The sequence below is a fragment of the Bifidobacterium sp. M0353 genome, assembly GCF_016100645.1.
GTDB classification, from domain to species: domain Bacteria; phylum Actinomycetota; class Actinomycetes; order Actinomycetales; family Bifidobacteriaceae; genus Bombiscardovia; species Bombiscardovia choladohabitans.
The window spans coordinates 439,280-456,275 of the sequence record NZ_JACFSB010000001.1; the positions used below are offsets into that span (position 1 = coordinate 439,280).

Consider the following 16,996-nt stretch of genomic DNA (forward strand, 5'->3'; position numbering starts at 1 on the left):
GAGCATTATGGAGGTACAGGAAAGCATGGGCCAGTCGGCTTACAGAACGAGCTACGCCACGGATGTCACGCAGGATATGGTCGGTCGCCAGGTGACGGTGGCCGGATGGGTGGATCGCCGCCGGGATCACGGAGGCGTGGCCTTCATTGATCTGCGTGACCGCTCCGGTCTGGTCCAGATCGTTATCTACGACGAGGAAGAGGCCCGCCCCCTGCGCAGCGAGTACGTGATCCAGGTCACCGGCAAGGTTCGCGAACGGCCCGAGGGCAATGACAACGAGCATCTGTCCACCGGGCACATCGAGATCGTGGCCGACAAGATCGAGGTGCTGGCCAAGTCGGCAGCCCTGCCCTTCCAGGTGTCCACTGCCCTGGAGAACGAAGCCGAGAACAAGCTGCCCGGCGAGGATGTGCGGCTGCGCTACCGTTATCTGGACCTGCGCCGCCCCTCCATGCAGCACAACATCCGTCTGAGGGCCGCCATGAATCGGGCCGCCCGTGCCGCCCTGGACAAGATGGACTTCTGCGAGATCGAGACACCGACGCTGATCAAGTCCACCCCCGAGGGTGCCCGCGACTTCCTAGTGCCGGCCCGCCTGGTGCCCGGGTCCTGGTACGCCCTGCCTCAGTCCCCCCAGCTGCTCAAGCAGCTGCTGATGGTGGGCGGCTTCGAGCGTTACTACCAGATCGCCCGCTGCTACCGCGACGAGGACTTCCGTGCCGACAGGCAGCCCGAGTTCACCCAGCTGGACATCGAGATGAGCTTCGCCTCCCAGGAGGATGTCATGGCCATGGCCGAGCAGGTCATCGCCGAGGTCTGGAAGGCTGCGGGATTCGAGGTCAGCCTGCCCATCCCCAGGATCAGCTGGCAGGAGGCCATGGACAAGTACGGCTCCGACAAGCCCGACCTGCGCTTCGGCAACCCCATCGTCGAGCTGACCGAGTACTTCAAGGACACCCCCTTCCGGGTCTTCCAGGCCCCCTACGTGGGTGCCGTGGTCTACCAGGGCGCGGCCAACCTGCCCCGCCGGCAGTTCGATGCCTGGCAGGAGTGGGCCCGCCAGCGGGGTGCCAAGGGTCTGGCATACGTCCAGTTCACCGGCGACGGCACCCTCAAGGGACCCGTGGCCAAGAACCTGTCAGATGCCGAGCGCCAGGGCCTCAAGGAGGCCGTGGGTGCCTCGGACGGGGATGCCGTCTTCTTCGCAGCCGGACCCCGCGAGGCCTCGCAGACCCTGCTGGGTGCGGCCCGTGTGGAGATAGCCCGCCGCCAGGGGCTGCTCAAACCCGACGAATTCGCCCTGACCTGGGTGGTGGACTTCCCCCTCTTCAAGCCCACCGACGACCCGGATGACGACGATGTGGCCGTGGGCCATTCCAAGTGGACCTCCATGCACCACCCCTTCACCATGCCCTCGGCCGACTGGATCGACCGCTTCGACAAGGATCCCGAGCACGCCATGAGCGACTCCTACGACATCGTCTGCAACGGCGAGGAGATGGGCGGCGGCTCGGTGCGTATCCACCGTGACGACATCCAGGACCGGATCTTCAAGGTGCTGGGCATCGGCCCCGAGGAGGCCCAGGAGAAGTTCGGCTTCCTGCTGGATGCCTTCAAGTACGGCGCTCCGCCCCACGCGGGCATCGCCTTCGGCTGGGACAGGACCGCACAGATTTTGACGGGGGCGGACTCCATCCGCGATGTCATCGCCTTCCCCAAGTCCGGCGGCGGCCAGGATCCCATGACCGGAGCCCCGGCTCCCATCTCCGACCAGCAACGCGCCGAGACCGGTGTGGATTGGGAGCCGGATCAGGAGGATGCCGACTGAGCGCATTCCGTCACTGAGGGACGAGAGACCACAAGGGCTGGAATCCTGCGGGGTTCCGGCCTTTATTGTTTGTACCCTCTGATGTGCTGCAGACCGGCCGGCCGGGGGGTTGGCCATTGCATCCGCTTTCCAGGAGAACCGTTTCTATGGCCGTTCCGCAACAAAGGATGAGTAAACTGCCCAATATGAGCGAAACAACCAAACATCCGTCGGAGCGGATTCTGCCGGAGAAACCGGCCTCGGATCGCCCCGTCAAGGACAAGTCCGGGCCGCTGGTCGAACTGGCCCACGTCGAGAAGCATTTTGGCAGCCTGCACGTCCTCAAGGACATCAACCTGCAGGTCGACACCGGTGAGGTGCTGGTGGTGGTCGGACCCTCCGGCTCGGGCAAGTCCACCATGTGCCGGACCATCAATCGTTTGGAGTCCATCGACTCGGGTGTCATCAGGATCGAGGGGGAGCCCCTGCCCCAGGAGGGACGCGACCTTGCTCGACTCAGGGCCGAGGTGGGCATGGTCTTCCAGTCCTTCAACCTGTTCGCCAACAAGACCATCCTGGAGAACATGACCCTGGCGCCCATCAAGGTGCGCCACATGCCCAAGAAGGATGCCGAGGACCTGGCCATGGACCTCCTGGCCCGGGTGGGCGTGGAATCCCAGGCCTCCAAGATGCCGTCCCAGCTCTCAGGCGGCCAGCAGCAGCGTGTGGCCATCGCCCGAGCCTTGGCCATGCAGCCCAAGGTCATGCTCTTCGACGAGCCCACATCAGCCCTGGACCCGGAGATGGTCAACGAGGTGCTGGATGTCATGATCGAGCTGGCCCAGGAGGGCATGACCATGATCTGCGTGACCCATGAGATGGGCTTTGCCCGTCAGGCCGCCGATCATATCGTCTTCATGGCCGATGGGCGCATCCTGGAGAAGGACAACCCCGACGACTTCTTCGACCACCCCCAGACCCAGCGGGCCGCCGACTTCCTGTCCAAGATTCTGACACACTGAAGCAGGAGGGAAGCATATCCGCATGAATGCAAGCATGCATGGCATGGGCCGGCCGCTGAAACGGCTGGTCAGGAATCTGACCGCAATCCTGTGCGCTCTGGGTTGCCTGGTCTCCCTGGCGGCCTGCGGCTCCGACAAGGAGGCAGGCAAGATCCGGGTGGGCATCAAGTTCGACCAGCCCGGCCTGGGCTTCAAGAAGGCCGGGACCTATGTGGGCTTCGACGTGGACGTGGCCACATACATCGCCGGCAAGCTGGGCTACAGCGCCGACGACATCGTCTGGAAGGAGGCTCCATCCAAACAGCGTGAGGCCATGCTCCAGAACGGCGACGTGGACATGATCCTGGCCTCATACTCAATAACTGACGAGCGCAAGCGGGCAGTCTCCTTCGCCGGACCCTACATCGTCGCCGGCCAGGACCTGCTGGTGCGCAAGGAGGACCATCATATCCGAGGCCCCGAGGACCTCAACGGCAAGCGGCTGTGCTCGGTGACCGGATCCACCTCTGCCGTCACGGTCAAGAAACGGTTCGCCAAGGAGGTCCAGTTGATGGAGCAGCCGGGCTACGCCGAATGCGCCACCGCCCTTTTCTCCGGCATCGTCGATGCGGTCACCACTGACGACATCATCCTGGCAGGTCTGGCCTCCGCCTCCCGTGGAAGGTTGCGGCTGGTGGGCAAGCCCTTCACCCAGGAGTATTACGGCGTGGGCATCAAGAAGGGCAATACCGAGCTGGCCCACAAGATCAACGCGGCCCTGACCGACATGGAGGCCAACGGCTCCTGGCAGCGGGCACTGGAGAACAACACCCGGGGCACCCACTACAAACCCGACCCGCGCTACAACCCGCCCAAGCCCGTGGAAGGGGAGTGAGATGTCAACCATCATCGAACTGTTTTCCGACTACGACATCCCGGCGGCCTTCTGGGTCAACATCCAGCTGACCCTCTGGTCGGCTCTCTTCTCGCTGATCCTGGGAATCATCCTGGTCATCATGCGCATCTCGCCCATCTCCTCCCTGCGGGCCGTCGGTCGAGGGTACGTGGAGTTCTTCCAGAACATGCCTTTGACCATCATCATGGTCTTCATGGTCCTGGGTGCCTTCGCCCAGCTCAAGATCAGCTTCTCGCCGGAATTCTCCGTCAACTTCTTCTGGCTGGCGGTGACGGGCCTGTCCCTGTATACGGCGGCCTTCGTCTGCGAGTCCCTGCGCTCGGGCATCAACACGGTGCCTCTGGGCCAGGCCGAGGCGGCCCGTGCCCTGGGGCTGAGCTTCTTCCAGTCGGCCTCACAGATCATTCTGCCCCAGGCCTTCCGCGGTTCGGTGGCGCCCCTGGGCAACACCTTCATCGCACTGTTGAAGAACTCAACCGTTGCCGCAGCGGCCTCCGTGGCCTCCGAGAGCTCCTCCCTGATGAGTGAGATGATCGAGTTCCACGCCAACGCCATCGTGGCCATCTTCCTGATTTTCGCCTTGGGATACGTGATTCTGGTTCTGCCCATCGGGGCTTTGACCACGTACCTGTCCAACAAGCTGGCAGTGAGGAGGTGAGCGGCCATGGCACAGGACAATGAGAGCTCGCTGCTCTTCGATCAGCCCGGTCCCAAGGGCCGGCGCACCATACGAATCGCCAACTGGATAGCCGCCATCATCTTCGCCGTAGTGGTCATCCTGGTGCTGATGCGGCTGCACAACCCCCCGGACGGGGAGAACCAGTTGAGCTGGGAGCTCTGGCGCCCGGCCCTGGACTATGAAGCCTGGTCGGACTTCTACCTGCCCGGGCTCTGGCTGACCATCAAAGCCTCGGTTGTCGCAGTGATCGGCTCGGTCGTCTTCGGGTTCATCTTCGGCATCGGCCGTCTGTTGCCCAACGGACTGGTAAGGGCGGTCTCAGGCATCATAGTGGAGTTCTGCCGGGCCGTTCCGGTGTTGATGATGATGATCTTCTTCTGGCGCTGGTTCGCCTTTGCCGGAGTCAGCCAGGCCTCCTACTGGGCCGTCGTGCTGGGGCTGATCCTCTACAACGGCTCCGTGGTGGCCGAGCTGATCCGTTCGGGCGTGGGCAACCTGCCCAACGGTCAACGCGAGGCCTCCCTGGCCCTGGGGCTGACCAGGACCCAGTCGCTGATGCAGATCGAGGTTCCGCAGGCCGTCTACGCCATGCTGCCGGCGGCCGTGACCCAGCTGGTCGTGGTCCTCAAGGATACGGCTCTGGGTTCCATCATCATGTATACGGATCTGCTGCAGGAATCTCGTCGTCTGGGTTCCATGTACTTCAACATCCTGCAGACCCTGGTGGTGGCCTCGGTGGTCTACTTCTTCGTCTGCTTCCTGCTCTCCCACTTCGCCCGCTGGCTGCCCAAGAAGATGCAGGAGCGCACCGCCGCCCCCGCCGACTTCGTGGAGCCTGCCGCGCCTGTGGCCATCATGGATCCCTCCAATGTCAACCAGATAGCTGTGGCCAAGGAGGTGGACGAGGACCGGTACGGCGGCGCGCCGCTGAAGTACCATGCACATCACCGTGGATCTAACGCCTCCATCCAGCACTGGAGGAAGACCCGCTACATCCAGGGCTATGACAGGACCCAGCCCGACACGCTGGTCGATCCGCACAAGGCGAGTCTGGAGATTCCGGACTTCCTCAAGCCTGGACGTGGCGGCCGCTCCGGTGGCGAGCAGAAAGCCGAGGGCAAGACCGGGAAGGACGGGAAAGGCGGCAGCGACAAAGACGGCAGAAACAGGAGCTGACGAAGAGCTCCCGGCCGCTTTGCTGCCTGGACGGAGCCGGCCTCCGGCCGGACTTGTGTGCCTGGCCGGATAGACTGGTGGACATGGTCCAAGAACATGCTGATTCCTCAACCGCCTCAACCGACCAACCAGTCTCCTTGGGCGACCTGGTCCCCGAGGCGGGAGGCCCCCGCAACCTGACCGAGGATCAGATTTACGACCGCTTCTTCTCCTGGGTGGCTTCACGGGGCATCACCCCCTGGCCGCACCAGGAGGAGGCCGTCCTCTCCCTGGTTTCTGGCGACCATGTGATCCTGTCGACCCCGACCGGCTCGGGCAAGTCCATGGTGGCCCTGGCCATGCATTTCATCGCCCTGTGCACCGGGCGGCGCTCCTATTACACGGCTCCCATCAAGGCCCTGGTCTCCGAGAAGTTCTTCGACCTGGTTTCGGTTCTGGGTCGCGACCGTGTTGGCATGATCACCGGCGACACTCATATCAACACGGATGCCCCGGTCATCTGCTGCACTGCCGAGATCCTGGCCAACCAGGCGCTCAGGGAGGGTCGCCATGCCGATATCGGCTGCGTGGCCATGGATGAGTTCCACTATTACGGGGACCCGGACCGAGGCTGGGCCTGGCAGGTGCCCCTGCTGACCCTGCCCGATGTGCAGTTCCTGCTCATGTCGGCCACCCTGGGCGACGTGGATCAGATCGCCGTGGACCTGGAGCGCAAAACCGGGGTGGGTGTGGACATCGTCGCCGATGCCCCACGACCGGTGCCTCTGGACTACCGCTATGTGGACACCCCCTTGCCCAACACCGTGGAGTCCTTGCTGGCCGATGGGGATTCGCCGGTCTACATTGTTCACTTCTCCCAGGATGCCGCCCTGGAGACGGCCCAGGCCCTGTCCAGCACGGGGGTCTCCGACCGGGGCCAGCGGGACCGGATCAAGGAGGCCATGGCCGGCACCCGCTTCACCACGGCCTTCGGGAGGATTCTGCAGCGGCTGTTGCGCACCGGGGTCGGGGTCCACCATGCGGGCATGCTGCCCCGGTACCGGCGTCTGGTGGAGCAGCTGGCCCAGGACGGCCTTCTGCCGGTCATCTGTGGCACGGACACCCTGGGGGTCGGCATCAATGTGCCCATCCACACGGTCCTGCTGACCGGGCTGACCAAGTTCGACGGCTACAGGATGCGTCGCCTGAGGGCTCGGGAATTCCACCAGATTGCTGGCAGGGCCGGGCGCATGGGCTTCGATACCAGCGGGCTGGTCGTGGCCGAGGCCCCCGAATACGAGATTGAGAACGCCAGGGCCGTGGCCAAGGCTGGCAACGACCCCAAGAAGCTCAAGCGGATCAAACGCAAGAAGCCCCAGGAGGGGTTCGTCACCTGGGGCAAGGGCACCTTCGACAAGCTGATCGAGGCCCGTCCCGAGACCCTGACGCCGCACCTGAAGATCTCCCATGCCATGGTGCTCAACGAGGTCGACCAGGGCGGGGATGCCAGGAGACGGGTGGAGGACCTGATCGAGGACTCCCGTCAGACACCGCAGCAGAAGGAGCATCTGCAGGACCGGGCCGACGAGATCTTCCAGACCCTCACCGACACCGGGGTCATCGAGACCGAACGAAACCCCGACGGCGGCCTGGACTACTTCACGACCGTGGACCTGCCCGAGGATTTCGCCCTGGACCAGCCCCTCTCGCCCTTCCTGCTGGCCGCCCTGGAGCTGCTGGATCCCGAGGACCCTGACTACGACATGAATCTGCTCTCCATGGTCGAGGCCACCCTGGAGGATCCCCGGCAGATTCTCAAGGCCCAGCAGCGGCAGGCCCGTGACGCGGCCATCCAGCAGATGAAGGAGGACGGCCTGGAGTACGAGGAACGGATGGAGCGTCTGCAGGAGGTGACCTGGCCCAAGCCCCTGGAGGAGCTGCTGGGGGAGGCCTTCGACCGCTACCGTCGGGATGTTCCCTGGGCCAACGACTATGAGATCCACCCCAAGTCCGTTCTGCGGGACATGATCGAGACGGCCTCGGACTTCAACGGCTACATCGCCCGCTACGGAATATCCCGGTCGGAGGGGACCCTGCTGCGCTATCTGTCTGATGCCTATCGGGCGCTCAGCAGGACGGTCCCCGAAGAGTTCATGGATGAGCGGCTGGAGGACATCCTGGCCTGGCTGGGACTTATTGTGCGCTCGGTGGATTCCAGCCTGGTGGATGAGTGGGAGGCCGCGGGCAGAGCTGAAAATGGCGAAGCCGCAAGCGGCCTGGATGCCGCTCCGCCCAAGGTGGAAAACCAGGTGGTGGCGGACCGGCGTGGGTTGACCCTGTTGGTGCGCAATGCCATGTTCCAGCGGGTGGAGCTGGTTGCCGCCGACCGGCCGGAGGCCCTGGCCGAGCTGGATGCGGACTGGGGCTACGGCCTGCGGGCCTGGAGCGACGCACTGGACGACCTCTACGAGGACCATGAGCGGATCCTGACCGATGCCCAGGCCCGGTCCTCGGACTTCTTCAGCCTGGATGACCGGGACGAGCACCAGGGGCACACCTGGCGGGTCCAACAGATCTTCGACGACGTCGAGGGGGAGCACGACTGGGGCATCGCCGGCATCGTGGACCTGGATGCCACCCAGGAGAGCGGCCAGGTGGTCTTCAAGGAATACCGGGTGGGTCCCATCGAGGAACTGATGGACCTCTAGCCCCGAGGCGTTACAGGACCTTGGAGAGGAAGGACTGCAGCCGAGGGCTCTGCGGGTGGCCGAAGATCTGTTCGGGCGTGCCCTCCTCCTCGATGATCCCGGCGTCGGTGAAGATCACCCTGGAGGAGACCTCCCGGGCGAAGGCCATCTCGTGGGTGACCAGAATCATGGTCATGCCGCCCTCAGCCAGGGAGCGGATGACTTCAAGCACGTCGCCCACCATCTCCGGATCCAGGGCCGAGGTGGCCTCGTCGAAGAGCATGATGTCCGGGTGCATGGCCAGGGCGCGGGCGATGGCCACACGCTGCTGCTGCCCGCCTGACAGATCCGTGGGCCGCGCGTCCGCCTTCTCCTGAAGTCCTACGGTCTCCAGCAGGTCCAGGGCCTGCTGCCGGGCATCCTCCTTGGGCGTCTTGTGTAGCATATGAGGGGCCAGCATGATGTTGTCGGCCACACTCATGTTGGGGAAGAGGTTGAAGTGCTGGAAGACCATGCCCACGTGCTCGCGCAGCTTGTCGATGTTGGTCTTTGGATCGGAAATGTCGATCCCGTAGACGCTGATGGTGCCCGAGGTCGGCATCTCCAGGGCGTTGATGCAGCGCAGCAGGGTGGACTTGCCCGCGCCGGAGGGTCCGATGATGGAGATGACCTCGCCCGGCTTGACTTCCATGTCGATCCCCTTGAGGACCTCGGTGTCGCCGTAGCGCTTGTGCAGGTCGCGGATGGATACGGCCATCTGGGACTCTCCCTGGTTGCGGCGACTTTGGTTCTGGCGGATGCGACGGGTCAGTCGTCCGGTGTCCATGTCCGGGTCCTCGAAGTTCATCGATGCAGCCTCCTATCGAGCATATTGGCCATCCAGGTCAGGGCGCTGATGGCGACGAAGTAGATGACGCCCACCATGAACAGGGTTTCGGTCACGCGGAAGTTGGCCGCGTAGATCTGCTGTGCCTGGTAGAGCAGTTCGCCGAAGCCGATGGCCAGCAGCAGGGAGGAATCCTTGAGCATGATGACCAGCTGGTTGATGATGGAGGGCGTGGCGAACCTTACGGCCTGGGGCAGGATGACCCGGCGCAGGGCCATGCGTCGTGTCAGTCCCAGGCTGCGGGCCCCCTCCATCTGTCCGACGTCCACCGAGTCGATGGCCCCGCGCACGATCTCCACCAGGTAGGCTCCGGAGTTGAGGGACAGTGTCAGCGCGCCGGCCAGCCAGATGCTGATGCGGTGGCCGATCAGCTGGGGGACACCCAGGTAGAAGAAGAAGGCCCAGACCAGGACGGGTGTGCCCCTGAAGACCGCCACGTAGATGCGGGCAATCCAGGACAGGATCCGGTTGGGGCTGATTCGCCACAGTCCCAGGATGATGCCGATGGCCAGGGCGATGACAAATGATATGGCTGTGATGGCCAGGGTGTTGCGCAGGCCCAGCATCAGGGAGGGGAAGGCCTGGCGGACCAGCTCGAAGAATCCTGGCCGGGAGGCGGGGGCACCCTTGCTGGAGTGGCCCACATAGGAATCGACCAGCTTCTTATAACTGCCATCGGCCTTCATCTTGGCCAGGCCCTCGTTGAAGGCGGCCACGAACTCCTTGTTCTCGCCCTTGCGGACGGCCGCCCCGTAGGAGGCGCCAGGCTCCTTCTTGGTCACGGTCTTCAGTCCGTTGCCCTGGGCGATGCCGTAAGCCAGGACCGGGTAGTCGTCGATGACCGCCTGGGCATTGCCGGACTTGACCATCTCATACATGGTGGAGGACTGGTCCACCGCCTTGACTGTGAAGCCGTATTGGGCCGCACGCTGCTTGGCGAAAGCCTCGCCTTCGCTGCCCGTCTTGACGGCCACCACGCTGCCTTGCAGATCCTTGTAGCTGTGGATCTGGTCGTTGTCCTTGGCGATGGCCATCTGCACGCCGGAGTCGAAATAGGGGTCGGTGAAGTCGTAGACCTGCTTGCGCTGGTCGGTGATGGTCATGCCGGCTATGACCACATCGGCCTGCTGTGAGTTCAAGGCCTGGAGGGCGGCGTTGAAGCCCAAGGACTGGATCTGTACCGAGAACCCCTCGATGTCGGCGATCTTGCGGATCAGATCCATATCGATGCCGACCAGCTTGCCGGAAGAATCCCTGAATTCGAAGGGGGCAAAGGTGGTGTCGGTCGCGACACGAAAGGTGCGTCCATGGACCGCTTGAGCGGCGGGGGAGTCCTCGGCCGCCTGCGCCGGCGTGGCCAGGGGGGCGACGATCAGGGCTGAGAGCCCCAGGACCAGGGCGAGCAGGCCAATGGCCCACCTGCCTGGACCCGATGTCCATCCCTGGCGAACATGCTTGGCGATCACTGGCGATTCTCCTTATTGTTCCGACTGTGCCGGTCCCGGTTTTTTTAGGCGGCAGGCCTTGCTGCCGTCCATGGGCCTACCTGAAGATATTCAGGCTGATGACCAGTAAACTGTACACAAACCGTGTTTCCGGGACCCAACTACGCGCTGGGCGATACGGCCATATGGGTTTCCAGTCTAGCGCGTTCGTCTTCCTGTTTGTGGCAGGCACAGGCCTATGCTGGTGAGGGCAGGGAGCCATAGGGGCCCCTAGGAATGAGGTATTGCAGATGGTTGATGATCTCTTCCAGGCGGCGGATCCCCCAGAGGAGCACACCCTGCCCTTGGCGGTCAGGATGCGGCCCAGAAGCCTGGACGAGGTGGTCGGCCAGGACAAGGTCACGGCTCCGGGAACCCCCTTGGAGCGACTGGCCCGTTCGGACCCGAACAACCGTCTGACGGCTCCCAGCTCGGTCATTCTTTTCGGACCTCCCGGGGTGGGCAAGACCACCCTGGCCTACATCGTGGCCCGACAGTCCGGGCGGCATTTCGAGGAGCTTTCGGCCGTCACCTCGGGGGTCAAGGAGGTGCGGCAGGTCCTCGCCCAGGCCCGGGAGCGGCTGGTCAGCCAAGGGCAGGAGACGGTCCTCTTTATCGATGAGGTCCACCGCTTTTCCAAGTCTCAGCAGGATGCCCTGCTGCCAAGCGTGGAGAACCGGGATGTGACTTTCATCGCAGCCACCACCGAAAATCCCAGCTTTTCGGTCATCTCGCCCCTGCTTTCGCGCTCGGTGGTGGTCAAGCTGGAGGCCCTGGACGACCAGGACCTGGCCAAGCTGGTCCGCAGGGCTGTCAAGGACCAGCGGGGGCTCAAGGATCAGGTGCGGCTGGATTCGGCGGCTTTGGACCAAATCGTGCGTTTTGCCGGGGGTGACGCCCGCCGGGCCCTGACCATTCTGGAGGCTGCGGCCGGGGCGGTCACCGAGGACGGGCCTCGTGCCAAGGGTGCGCGTCGACCCCTGGTCAGTGCCAAGGTGGTCTCCTCGGTCATGGACGTGGCCGCCGTCCGTTATGACAAGAAGGGTGACGATCACTACGACGTGGCCTCGGCCTTCATCAAGTCCATGCGGGGATCCGACGTGGATGCGGCCCTGCACTACCTGGCTCGGATGATCCGGGCCGGCGAGGACCCGCGCTTCATCGCCCGACGGATCATGATCGCCTCCGCCGAGGAGGTGGGTATGGCCTCTCCGGAGGTGCTGGAGATCACGGTCGCGGCTGCCCAGGCCGTGGCCATGGTGGGCATGCCGGAGGCCCGGCTGATTCTGGCCGAGGCGGTCATCGCCGTGGCCACCGCACCCAAGTCCAACGCGTCTTACCTTGCCATCAACCAGGCCCTGGAGGACGTGGACGCCGGGCATATCGGCCAGGTTCCCCTTCATCTGCGCAACGCTCCCACCAAGCTGATGAAGGCCTGGGGCAACCACGAGGGCTATCAGTATGCCCACGATGAGCCGGACGCGGTGGCGCCTCAGCAGTACATGCCGGACGAACTGGTCGGACGACGCTACTACCACCCCAATGATCGGGGCTATGAGCGTCAGCTGGGCCCCCGTCTGGAAGCCATCAGGGCCATCCTGGACAGGGCCGCCGGGCCGGAGGGAAACGCCGGGTCTGGGCAATGACCGTCCAAACTCCTATACTTGGCACCCAATAGACGTTGAGTAGCCACACAATGACCGAAACGCCGCAGGGTCCAGGCCTTCCATATTGACGGTCGCCAAGCTCCCACAAGGAGCCTGTCGCCGTCGGCGGGTCTGGCATGGACGCATGGGGCATGCCTGCCTCATGCACGGGCGCGAGGGTGACGATGTCGACAGCGGTCATTGACAATGCAGACATATCCGAACAATCCAAGAATCCCGGCCTTGCCGGGGACGGCCTGGCGGTCCGCGAGATTACCCGGCGAGTAGACAATGCTCGTGAATCGGCTACTTTTTATAAGATCGTGGCCCTGGTGGCCGCGGGAATGCTCATGGACAGCATCGATGTCTATGTGGGCAGCGCAGTAGCCAGTTCGGCGCTGAGCACCGGATGGTCCACGGTCGCCCAGAATTCCCTCTTCCTGTCGGCGGGTTTTCTGGGGCTCCTGGTGGGCTCGCTGCTGGCCGGGTTCGTCGGGGACCTGCGGGGGCGCAAGACCGCCTATCAGATCAATCTGCTGCTCTTCGGAGGCTTTACCCTGCTGGGCGCTCTGGCTCCCAACATGGCCGTCCTTTCGGCCTGCCGTCTGGGGGCTGGTCTGGGTCTTGGGGCCGAAATCGTCACCGGATTCTCCATGGTCAACGAATTTGCTCCCATCCGGCATCGCGGCCGTTGGAGCGCCATCGTCTCGCTGGTAGCCAACACCGGTGTGCCCCTGGCCATGCTCCTGTGCGCCTGGATCATCCCGCGCTGGTCCTGGCGGCCGCTCTTCGTGGGTATCGGTCTGGCGGCGGCGCTGATCTGGTACCTGCGGCGTGACATCCCCGAGTCCCCTCGCTGGCTGGCCCTGCACGGGCGGATGGACGAGGCCGTCCAGGTGGTCGAGCTTCTGGAGGCCGACAATGGCCGAAGAGGGTCAAGCTCCGATTCCGTCAGCGGTTCAGCACTTGCTGGCGAGGATGAGGGCGTTGAGGCACCTGCCAAGGCATCGGGTAGCGTGGTTCGCGGCCTGATTGTGGCTACTGTGGCGGTCTCGGCCACCAACGTCTGCTCCTACGCCTTCACCTCCTGGGTGCCCACCATCCTGCTCAAGCGGGGCATTAATCTGAGCGGATCCCTGTGGATCAGCACCCTGATGATGCTGGGCGCCCCCCTGGGCTGCCTGATCGGATCCCTGCTCCTGGACCGGGTCGGCCGCAAGAGGATCATCGTCACGGCCTTCCTGCTGACGGCGGTCTTCGGTCTGCTCTACGCAGCGCAGACCAGCCAGGTCACAGCCATCCTGGTGGGCATCCTGCTCATGGCCAGCCTCTACGTCCTCATGTCTTCGGTGGTGGCCGTCTATGCGCCCGAGCTTTTCCCGACTACGGTCCGCTTCCGCTGCGTGGGCATTGCCAACGCCGTCGCCAAGCTCTGCAATGTGCTCATGCCCGTGCTCATCGGGGCCATGTTGAGCCAGTGGGGGAGCACCTCGATCTTCGTCACCATCAGCCTGGTGGCCTTGGCCTCCATGCTGGTTGTAGGCCTGATGGGCTGGGAGACCTCCGGCCGTTCGGTGGGCTGATACAAGCCGGCGCAAGGTCGTAAAGAGTCTGAAAAGCAAGGGGCCTGGCACGAGCCTGGGGCCGTCGAGAGGCGGCGAAAGGTTCGGTCGGGTCCCTTTCTCGGTAAGCGTCCCTTGTCAGCAAAGAGGAATCAGAGCTGGTTGGCCAGCAGCCGGTTGTAGACGCAGCGCAGCTCGGTCTGGAAGGTCTCGGGGTCAATATCCGGATTCTGCTTGAACAGGTCGATCCACCAGTTGTTGACCGACCTGATTCTCTTGCGGGCTATGTCTGCGCCGGACCTGGTCAGGGCAATGATGTTGACACGGTGATCGGCGGGGTTCTGTTCACGGTTTACCAGACCCAGGGCCTTCAAGGCTTTCAGATCCCGGGCCAGCAGACTGGGGTCCACGCACAGGTCCCGGGCTATCTGGCGTTGGCTGAGGCCTGGATGATCGTAGAGGTATACAATCAGATCACCCTGGGTGCCTCGTAAGATGGAGTCGCCTGTGTACCGGCTGGAATCGTTGCGTGCATGCCGGTAGATTCCGGCTATACAGCTGCTCAGGTTGTGGTAGTGACTCTTCTTCAACATCTTTGCTGCCCCCTAGCTGGTAAGGAAAATCGAAGAGTTCTGCAGGCATGGTTGGCTCGATGACCGCATGGACCCCTTAGGCGCCTTTCCCCTTCCAGGCCTTTTTCCGGCAACTCCCTAGCCTCGGCCCGGCACGGACGACGCATTTTTCATCATATCAATACCGTCGACACCATGGGGATGGTCCACGATTCAGGCAAAGGCGAGACAAGCCGGGATTTCCCTGGTGCCAATCCTGCTTGGAGCCTTTCACCATCGATTATCCAGGGATTTGCCGTCTGCTTCGGGCTTGTGTTAAGGCTTGCGGGCTAAAAAGAATGTCTCACTTGGTCAGGCTAGACAGGTCAGCATCCAGCAGGGCAGAGCCGGTCAAGGTCGGGGATTATCACCGTCGTTGCTCCACGGTATGCTAAAATGTTCCCCTTTCGCGACGGAATCTGGAAAGGATTGGCATGCGGGTACTGGACTTCGACGGCACCATCTACGATGGCGAAAGCCTGCTTGACTTCTACCTGTTCACTGCCCGCAGGGATCCGCGGGTGCTGCACTACCTGCCGATTGCCCTCTTCTATGCCGTCCGCTACCGCCTGGGTCGGGTCACCCTGGAGCAGCTGGACTCGGCCATGCGTCGGGTGGGCTCGCGCTATCTGCGTCGGCTGACCTCGCGTCCAGGCTTTGACATGGACCGGCTGGTCAGCCAGTTCTGGGATGCCAACATGCACAAGATCATGGATTGGTACACCCCCCAGGCCGACGATGTGGTGGTGACCGCCTCCTTCGATCTGGTGGCGGGGGAGGCCTGCCGACGACTGGGCATCACCCGCTGCATCGGCTCCACCCTGGATTTGGAGTCCCTGAGCGTGGGCTACCTCAACTTCGGACCCGACAAGCCCCTGCATTTTCAGCGGATCCTGGGCCGGGAGACGGCCATCGACGCCTTCTATACCGATTCCGCCTTCGACCTGCCCATGATCGATCTTGCCCGGCGAGCCTACCTGGTCGAGCACGGCCGGGTTCGCCGCATCAAATAGGCAGGCTGGTCACCATGGCTTTTATCTGATAGTTCATGATTCGAAGGGAAAGACCAATCCCCAGTGGCGGCGCAGGGAGTCCATGAGCTCCATGATGCGCAGGGTGTCCTTGTGGGGCATCTGGGCGCACTCGGTCTTGCCGTCCAGGATGGCCTGTGCGGAGCTGGCCACCTCGTACTCATAGCCGGTCAGCTGGTCGGGGATGGGGTAGCTCTTCCTCAACTTGTGGTCCCCGTCGTACAGGTCGATGGACTCCACATTGTTGATATTTGCGCACTGTAGGTAACCCCGGTCTCCCCAGATGTTGCCGGTCCGGTCGCTGTCCGAGACCATGGAGCTGGCCGCTGCGCCCATGGATCCATCCTGGTAGAAAATGGTCGTGGAGTTCTGGCTGTCCACGCCCTCCGGGCTGCGCACCCAATCCGTGCAGACCCGTTCAATGGGCTTGGGCCCCATGACCATGTCGATGAAGTTGAGAGGGTAGACACCCACGTCGAGCAGGGCGCCACCGGCCAGGGCCGGGTCGGTCATTCTGGCCTTGCCCGCGGTTACATATCCCAGGTTGGCGGTCACGGTCCTGACGGTGCCGATTTCTCCCGAGGAGATGATGTCGTCGATGATGGAGCGCGAGGGCATGTACCTGGTCCAGATGGCCTCGGTGCAGAGCAGACCGGTGCTTTCGGATGTCTCCATGACCTGCCTGGCCTGGTCGGCGTTGGCGGCGAAGGACTTCTCGACCAGCACGTTCTTTCCGGCCTTCATGCAGGCGATGGCCTGCTCGGCGTGGAGGCTGTGAGGCGTGGCGATGTAGACCAGATCCACTTGGGGATCATCCAGGAGTTCCTGGTAGGAGCCATAGGAATGCTGGAATCCATATTTTTCGGCGAAGGCGGCTGCGCGGTCCCCGTCCCTGGCGCCCACGGCGTAGGGGGCCACCAGGTGGCTGTACTGCGGGTCTTGTGCCATCATGACCACCGTCTTGGCCAGGGCGTTGGCTATCCGTCCGGCTCCGAGAATGGCGAAGTTGACCCGCATGTCCTTCTGCTCAGCTTCTTGCCGCTTGCCGTTCAATCTACTCATTCTTGACTCCTTCGTTCGAATCGCCATCTGCTGTGATGGCCTCATACAATTTCTGCAGGGTTTCCTGGGCATGGCGGGCATCCAGCTGGCACTCCCAGACTGTGAAAACCCGCCAGCCCTTGGCTTTCAGCTTTTCCCCCTGCTCCTGATCCCGCAGACGGTTCCTTGTCAGCTTTGTGGTCCAAAACTCCACATTGGATTTGGGAAGGGAGAATTTGGCACAGCCCTGATGCATGTGCCAGAAACAGCCGTTGACGAATACCATGGCCCGCCACTTGGGCAGAACCACATCAGGATGGCCCGGATACCTCTTGTCATTTTTGCGAAAACGCAGACCTCGCGAAAAGAGGTAGGACCGGACCTGGCGTTCTATTGATGTTTCCGTGCCCCTGATCCGGGACATGGTGTAGCTGCGTGTGCCGGGCTGGAATCTGCTGGGTGTCTTTTTCGAAACCATCCCCGGCACGGC

Annotated in this window: 14 protein-coding genes; 9 read left to right on the forward strand and 5 right to left on the reverse strand. The window is 63.2% G+C overall.

From position 1 onward, the window contains the following. The first annotated feature begins 25 nt into the window (after window positions 1-25). The 6 genes from aspS to H3V04_RS01630 all read left to right on the forward strand — a co-directional run bounded on the left by aspS (window position 26) and on the right by H3V04_RS01630 (window position 8,266). A complete protein-coding gene (aspS, locus tag H3V04_RS01605; protein WP_198179519.1) occupies window positions 26-1,828 on the forward strand; it encodes an aspartate--tRNA ligase in 1,803 nt (600 codons plus the stop codon). A 185-nt stretch (window positions 1,829-2,013) separates the two neighbouring features. After that, window positions 2,014-2,829 (forward strand): amino acid ABC transporter ATP-binding protein, encoded by an 816-nt coding sequence (locus H3V04_RS01610; protein WP_269748679.1) that lies wholly within the window; start codon window positions 2,014-2,016, stop codon window positions 2,827-2,829. Between the two features lie 43 nt (window positions 2,830-2,872). Continuing rightward, window positions 2,873-3,703, forward strand: coding sequence for a glutamate ABC transporter substrate-binding protein (locus H3V04_RS01615; protein WP_198187486.1), 831 nt, complete (start codon window positions 2,873-2,875; stop codon window positions 3,701-3,703). A 1-nt stretch (window position 3,704) separates the two neighbouring features. Further along, window positions 3,705-4,382 carry an amino acid ABC transporter permease gene (locus tag H3V04_RS01620; protein ID WP_024627819.1) on the forward strand — a complete coding sequence of 226 codons (678 nt, stop codon included), beginning with the start codon at window positions 3,705-3,707 and terminating at the stop codon, window positions 4,380-4,382. A gap of 6 nt (window positions 4,383-4,388) precedes the next feature. After that, on the forward strand, window positions 4,389-5,579 hold the full coding sequence (locus H3V04_RS01625; protein ID WP_198186993.1) for an amino acid ABC transporter permease: 1,191 nt from the start codon (window positions 4,389-4,391) through the stop codon (window positions 5,577-5,579). 83 nt (window positions 5,580-5,662) lie between these two features. Then, window positions 5,663-8,266, forward strand: a complete 2,604-nt coding sequence (locus H3V04_RS01630) for an RNA helicase (protein WP_232342415.1) — start codon at window positions 5,663-5,665, stop codon at window positions 8,264-8,266. Window positions 8,267-8,276: 10 nt separating this feature from the next. Here H3V04_RS01630 and H3V04_RS01635 read toward each other — a convergent pair whose 3' ends face one another. Together H3V04_RS01635 and H3V04_RS01640 are read right to left on the reverse strand one after the other, a co-directional pair. Next, entirely contained in the window at window positions 8,277-9,002 is a 726-nt protein-coding gene (locus H3V04_RS01635; RefSeq protein WP_045936082.1) for an amino acid ABC transporter ATP-binding protein, read from the reverse strand. Window positions 9,003-9,088: 86 nt separating this feature from the next. Next, window positions 9,089-10,597, reverse strand: a complete 1,509-nt coding sequence (locus tag H3V04_RS01640; RefSeq protein WP_198186994.1) for an amino acid ABC transporter substrate-binding protein/permease — start codon at window positions 10,595-10,597, stop codon at window positions 9,089-9,091. Between the two features lie 269 nt (window positions 10,598-10,866). Here H3V04_RS01640 and H3V04_RS01645 point away from each other — a divergent pair, with 269 nt between their 5' ends. Both H3V04_RS01645 and H3V04_RS01650 read left to right on the forward strand, forming a co-directional pair. Next, window positions 10,867-12,261, forward strand: coding sequence for a replication-associated recombination protein A (locus H3V04_RS01645; RefSeq protein ID WP_198186995.1), 1,395 nt, complete (start codon window positions 10,867-10,869; stop codon window positions 12,259-12,261). Window positions 12,262-12,446: 185 nt separating this feature from the next. After that, entirely contained in the window at window positions 12,447-13,844 is a 1,398-nt protein-coding gene (locus H3V04_RS01650; RefSeq protein ID WP_198187488.1) for an MFS transporter, read from the forward strand. A gap of 131 nt (window positions 13,845-13,975) precedes the next feature. Here H3V04_RS01650 and H3V04_RS01655 read toward each other — a convergent pair whose 3' ends face one another. After that, a complete protein-coding gene (locus H3V04_RS01655; RefSeq protein ID WP_198186996.1) occupies window positions 13,976-14,416 on the reverse strand; it encodes a MarR family winged helix-turn-helix transcriptional regulator in 441 nt (146 codons plus the stop codon). Between the two features lie 452 nt (window positions 14,417-14,868). On the opposite strand from H3V04_RS01655, the gene H3V04_RS01660 reads away from it, so the two are divergent. Further along, a complete protein-coding gene (locus H3V04_RS01660; RefSeq protein WP_198176564.1) occupies window positions 14,869-15,447 on the forward strand; it encodes a haloacid dehalogenase-like hydrolase in 579 nt (192 codons plus the stop codon). A gap of 33 nt (window positions 15,448-15,480) precedes the next feature. Here the strand turns inward: H3V04_RS01660 and H3V04_RS01665 are convergent, their stop codons facing one another. Further along, the gene (locus H3V04_RS01665) at window positions 15,481-16,527 is read right to left on the reverse strand and encodes a Gfo/Idh/MocA family protein (protein WP_198186997.1); all 1,047 of its coding nucleotides are present in this window, start codon (window positions 16,525-16,527) and stop codon (window positions 15,481-15,483) included. Then, entirely contained in the window at window positions 16,520-16,984 is a 465-nt protein-coding gene (locus H3V04_RS01670) for a very short patch repair endonuclease (RefSeq protein ID WP_198186998.1), read from the reverse strand. Before H3V04_RS01670 ends, H3V04_RS01665 begins: the two co-directional genes overlap by 8 nt. Between the last annotated feature and the right edge of the window lie 12 nt (window positions 16,985-16,996).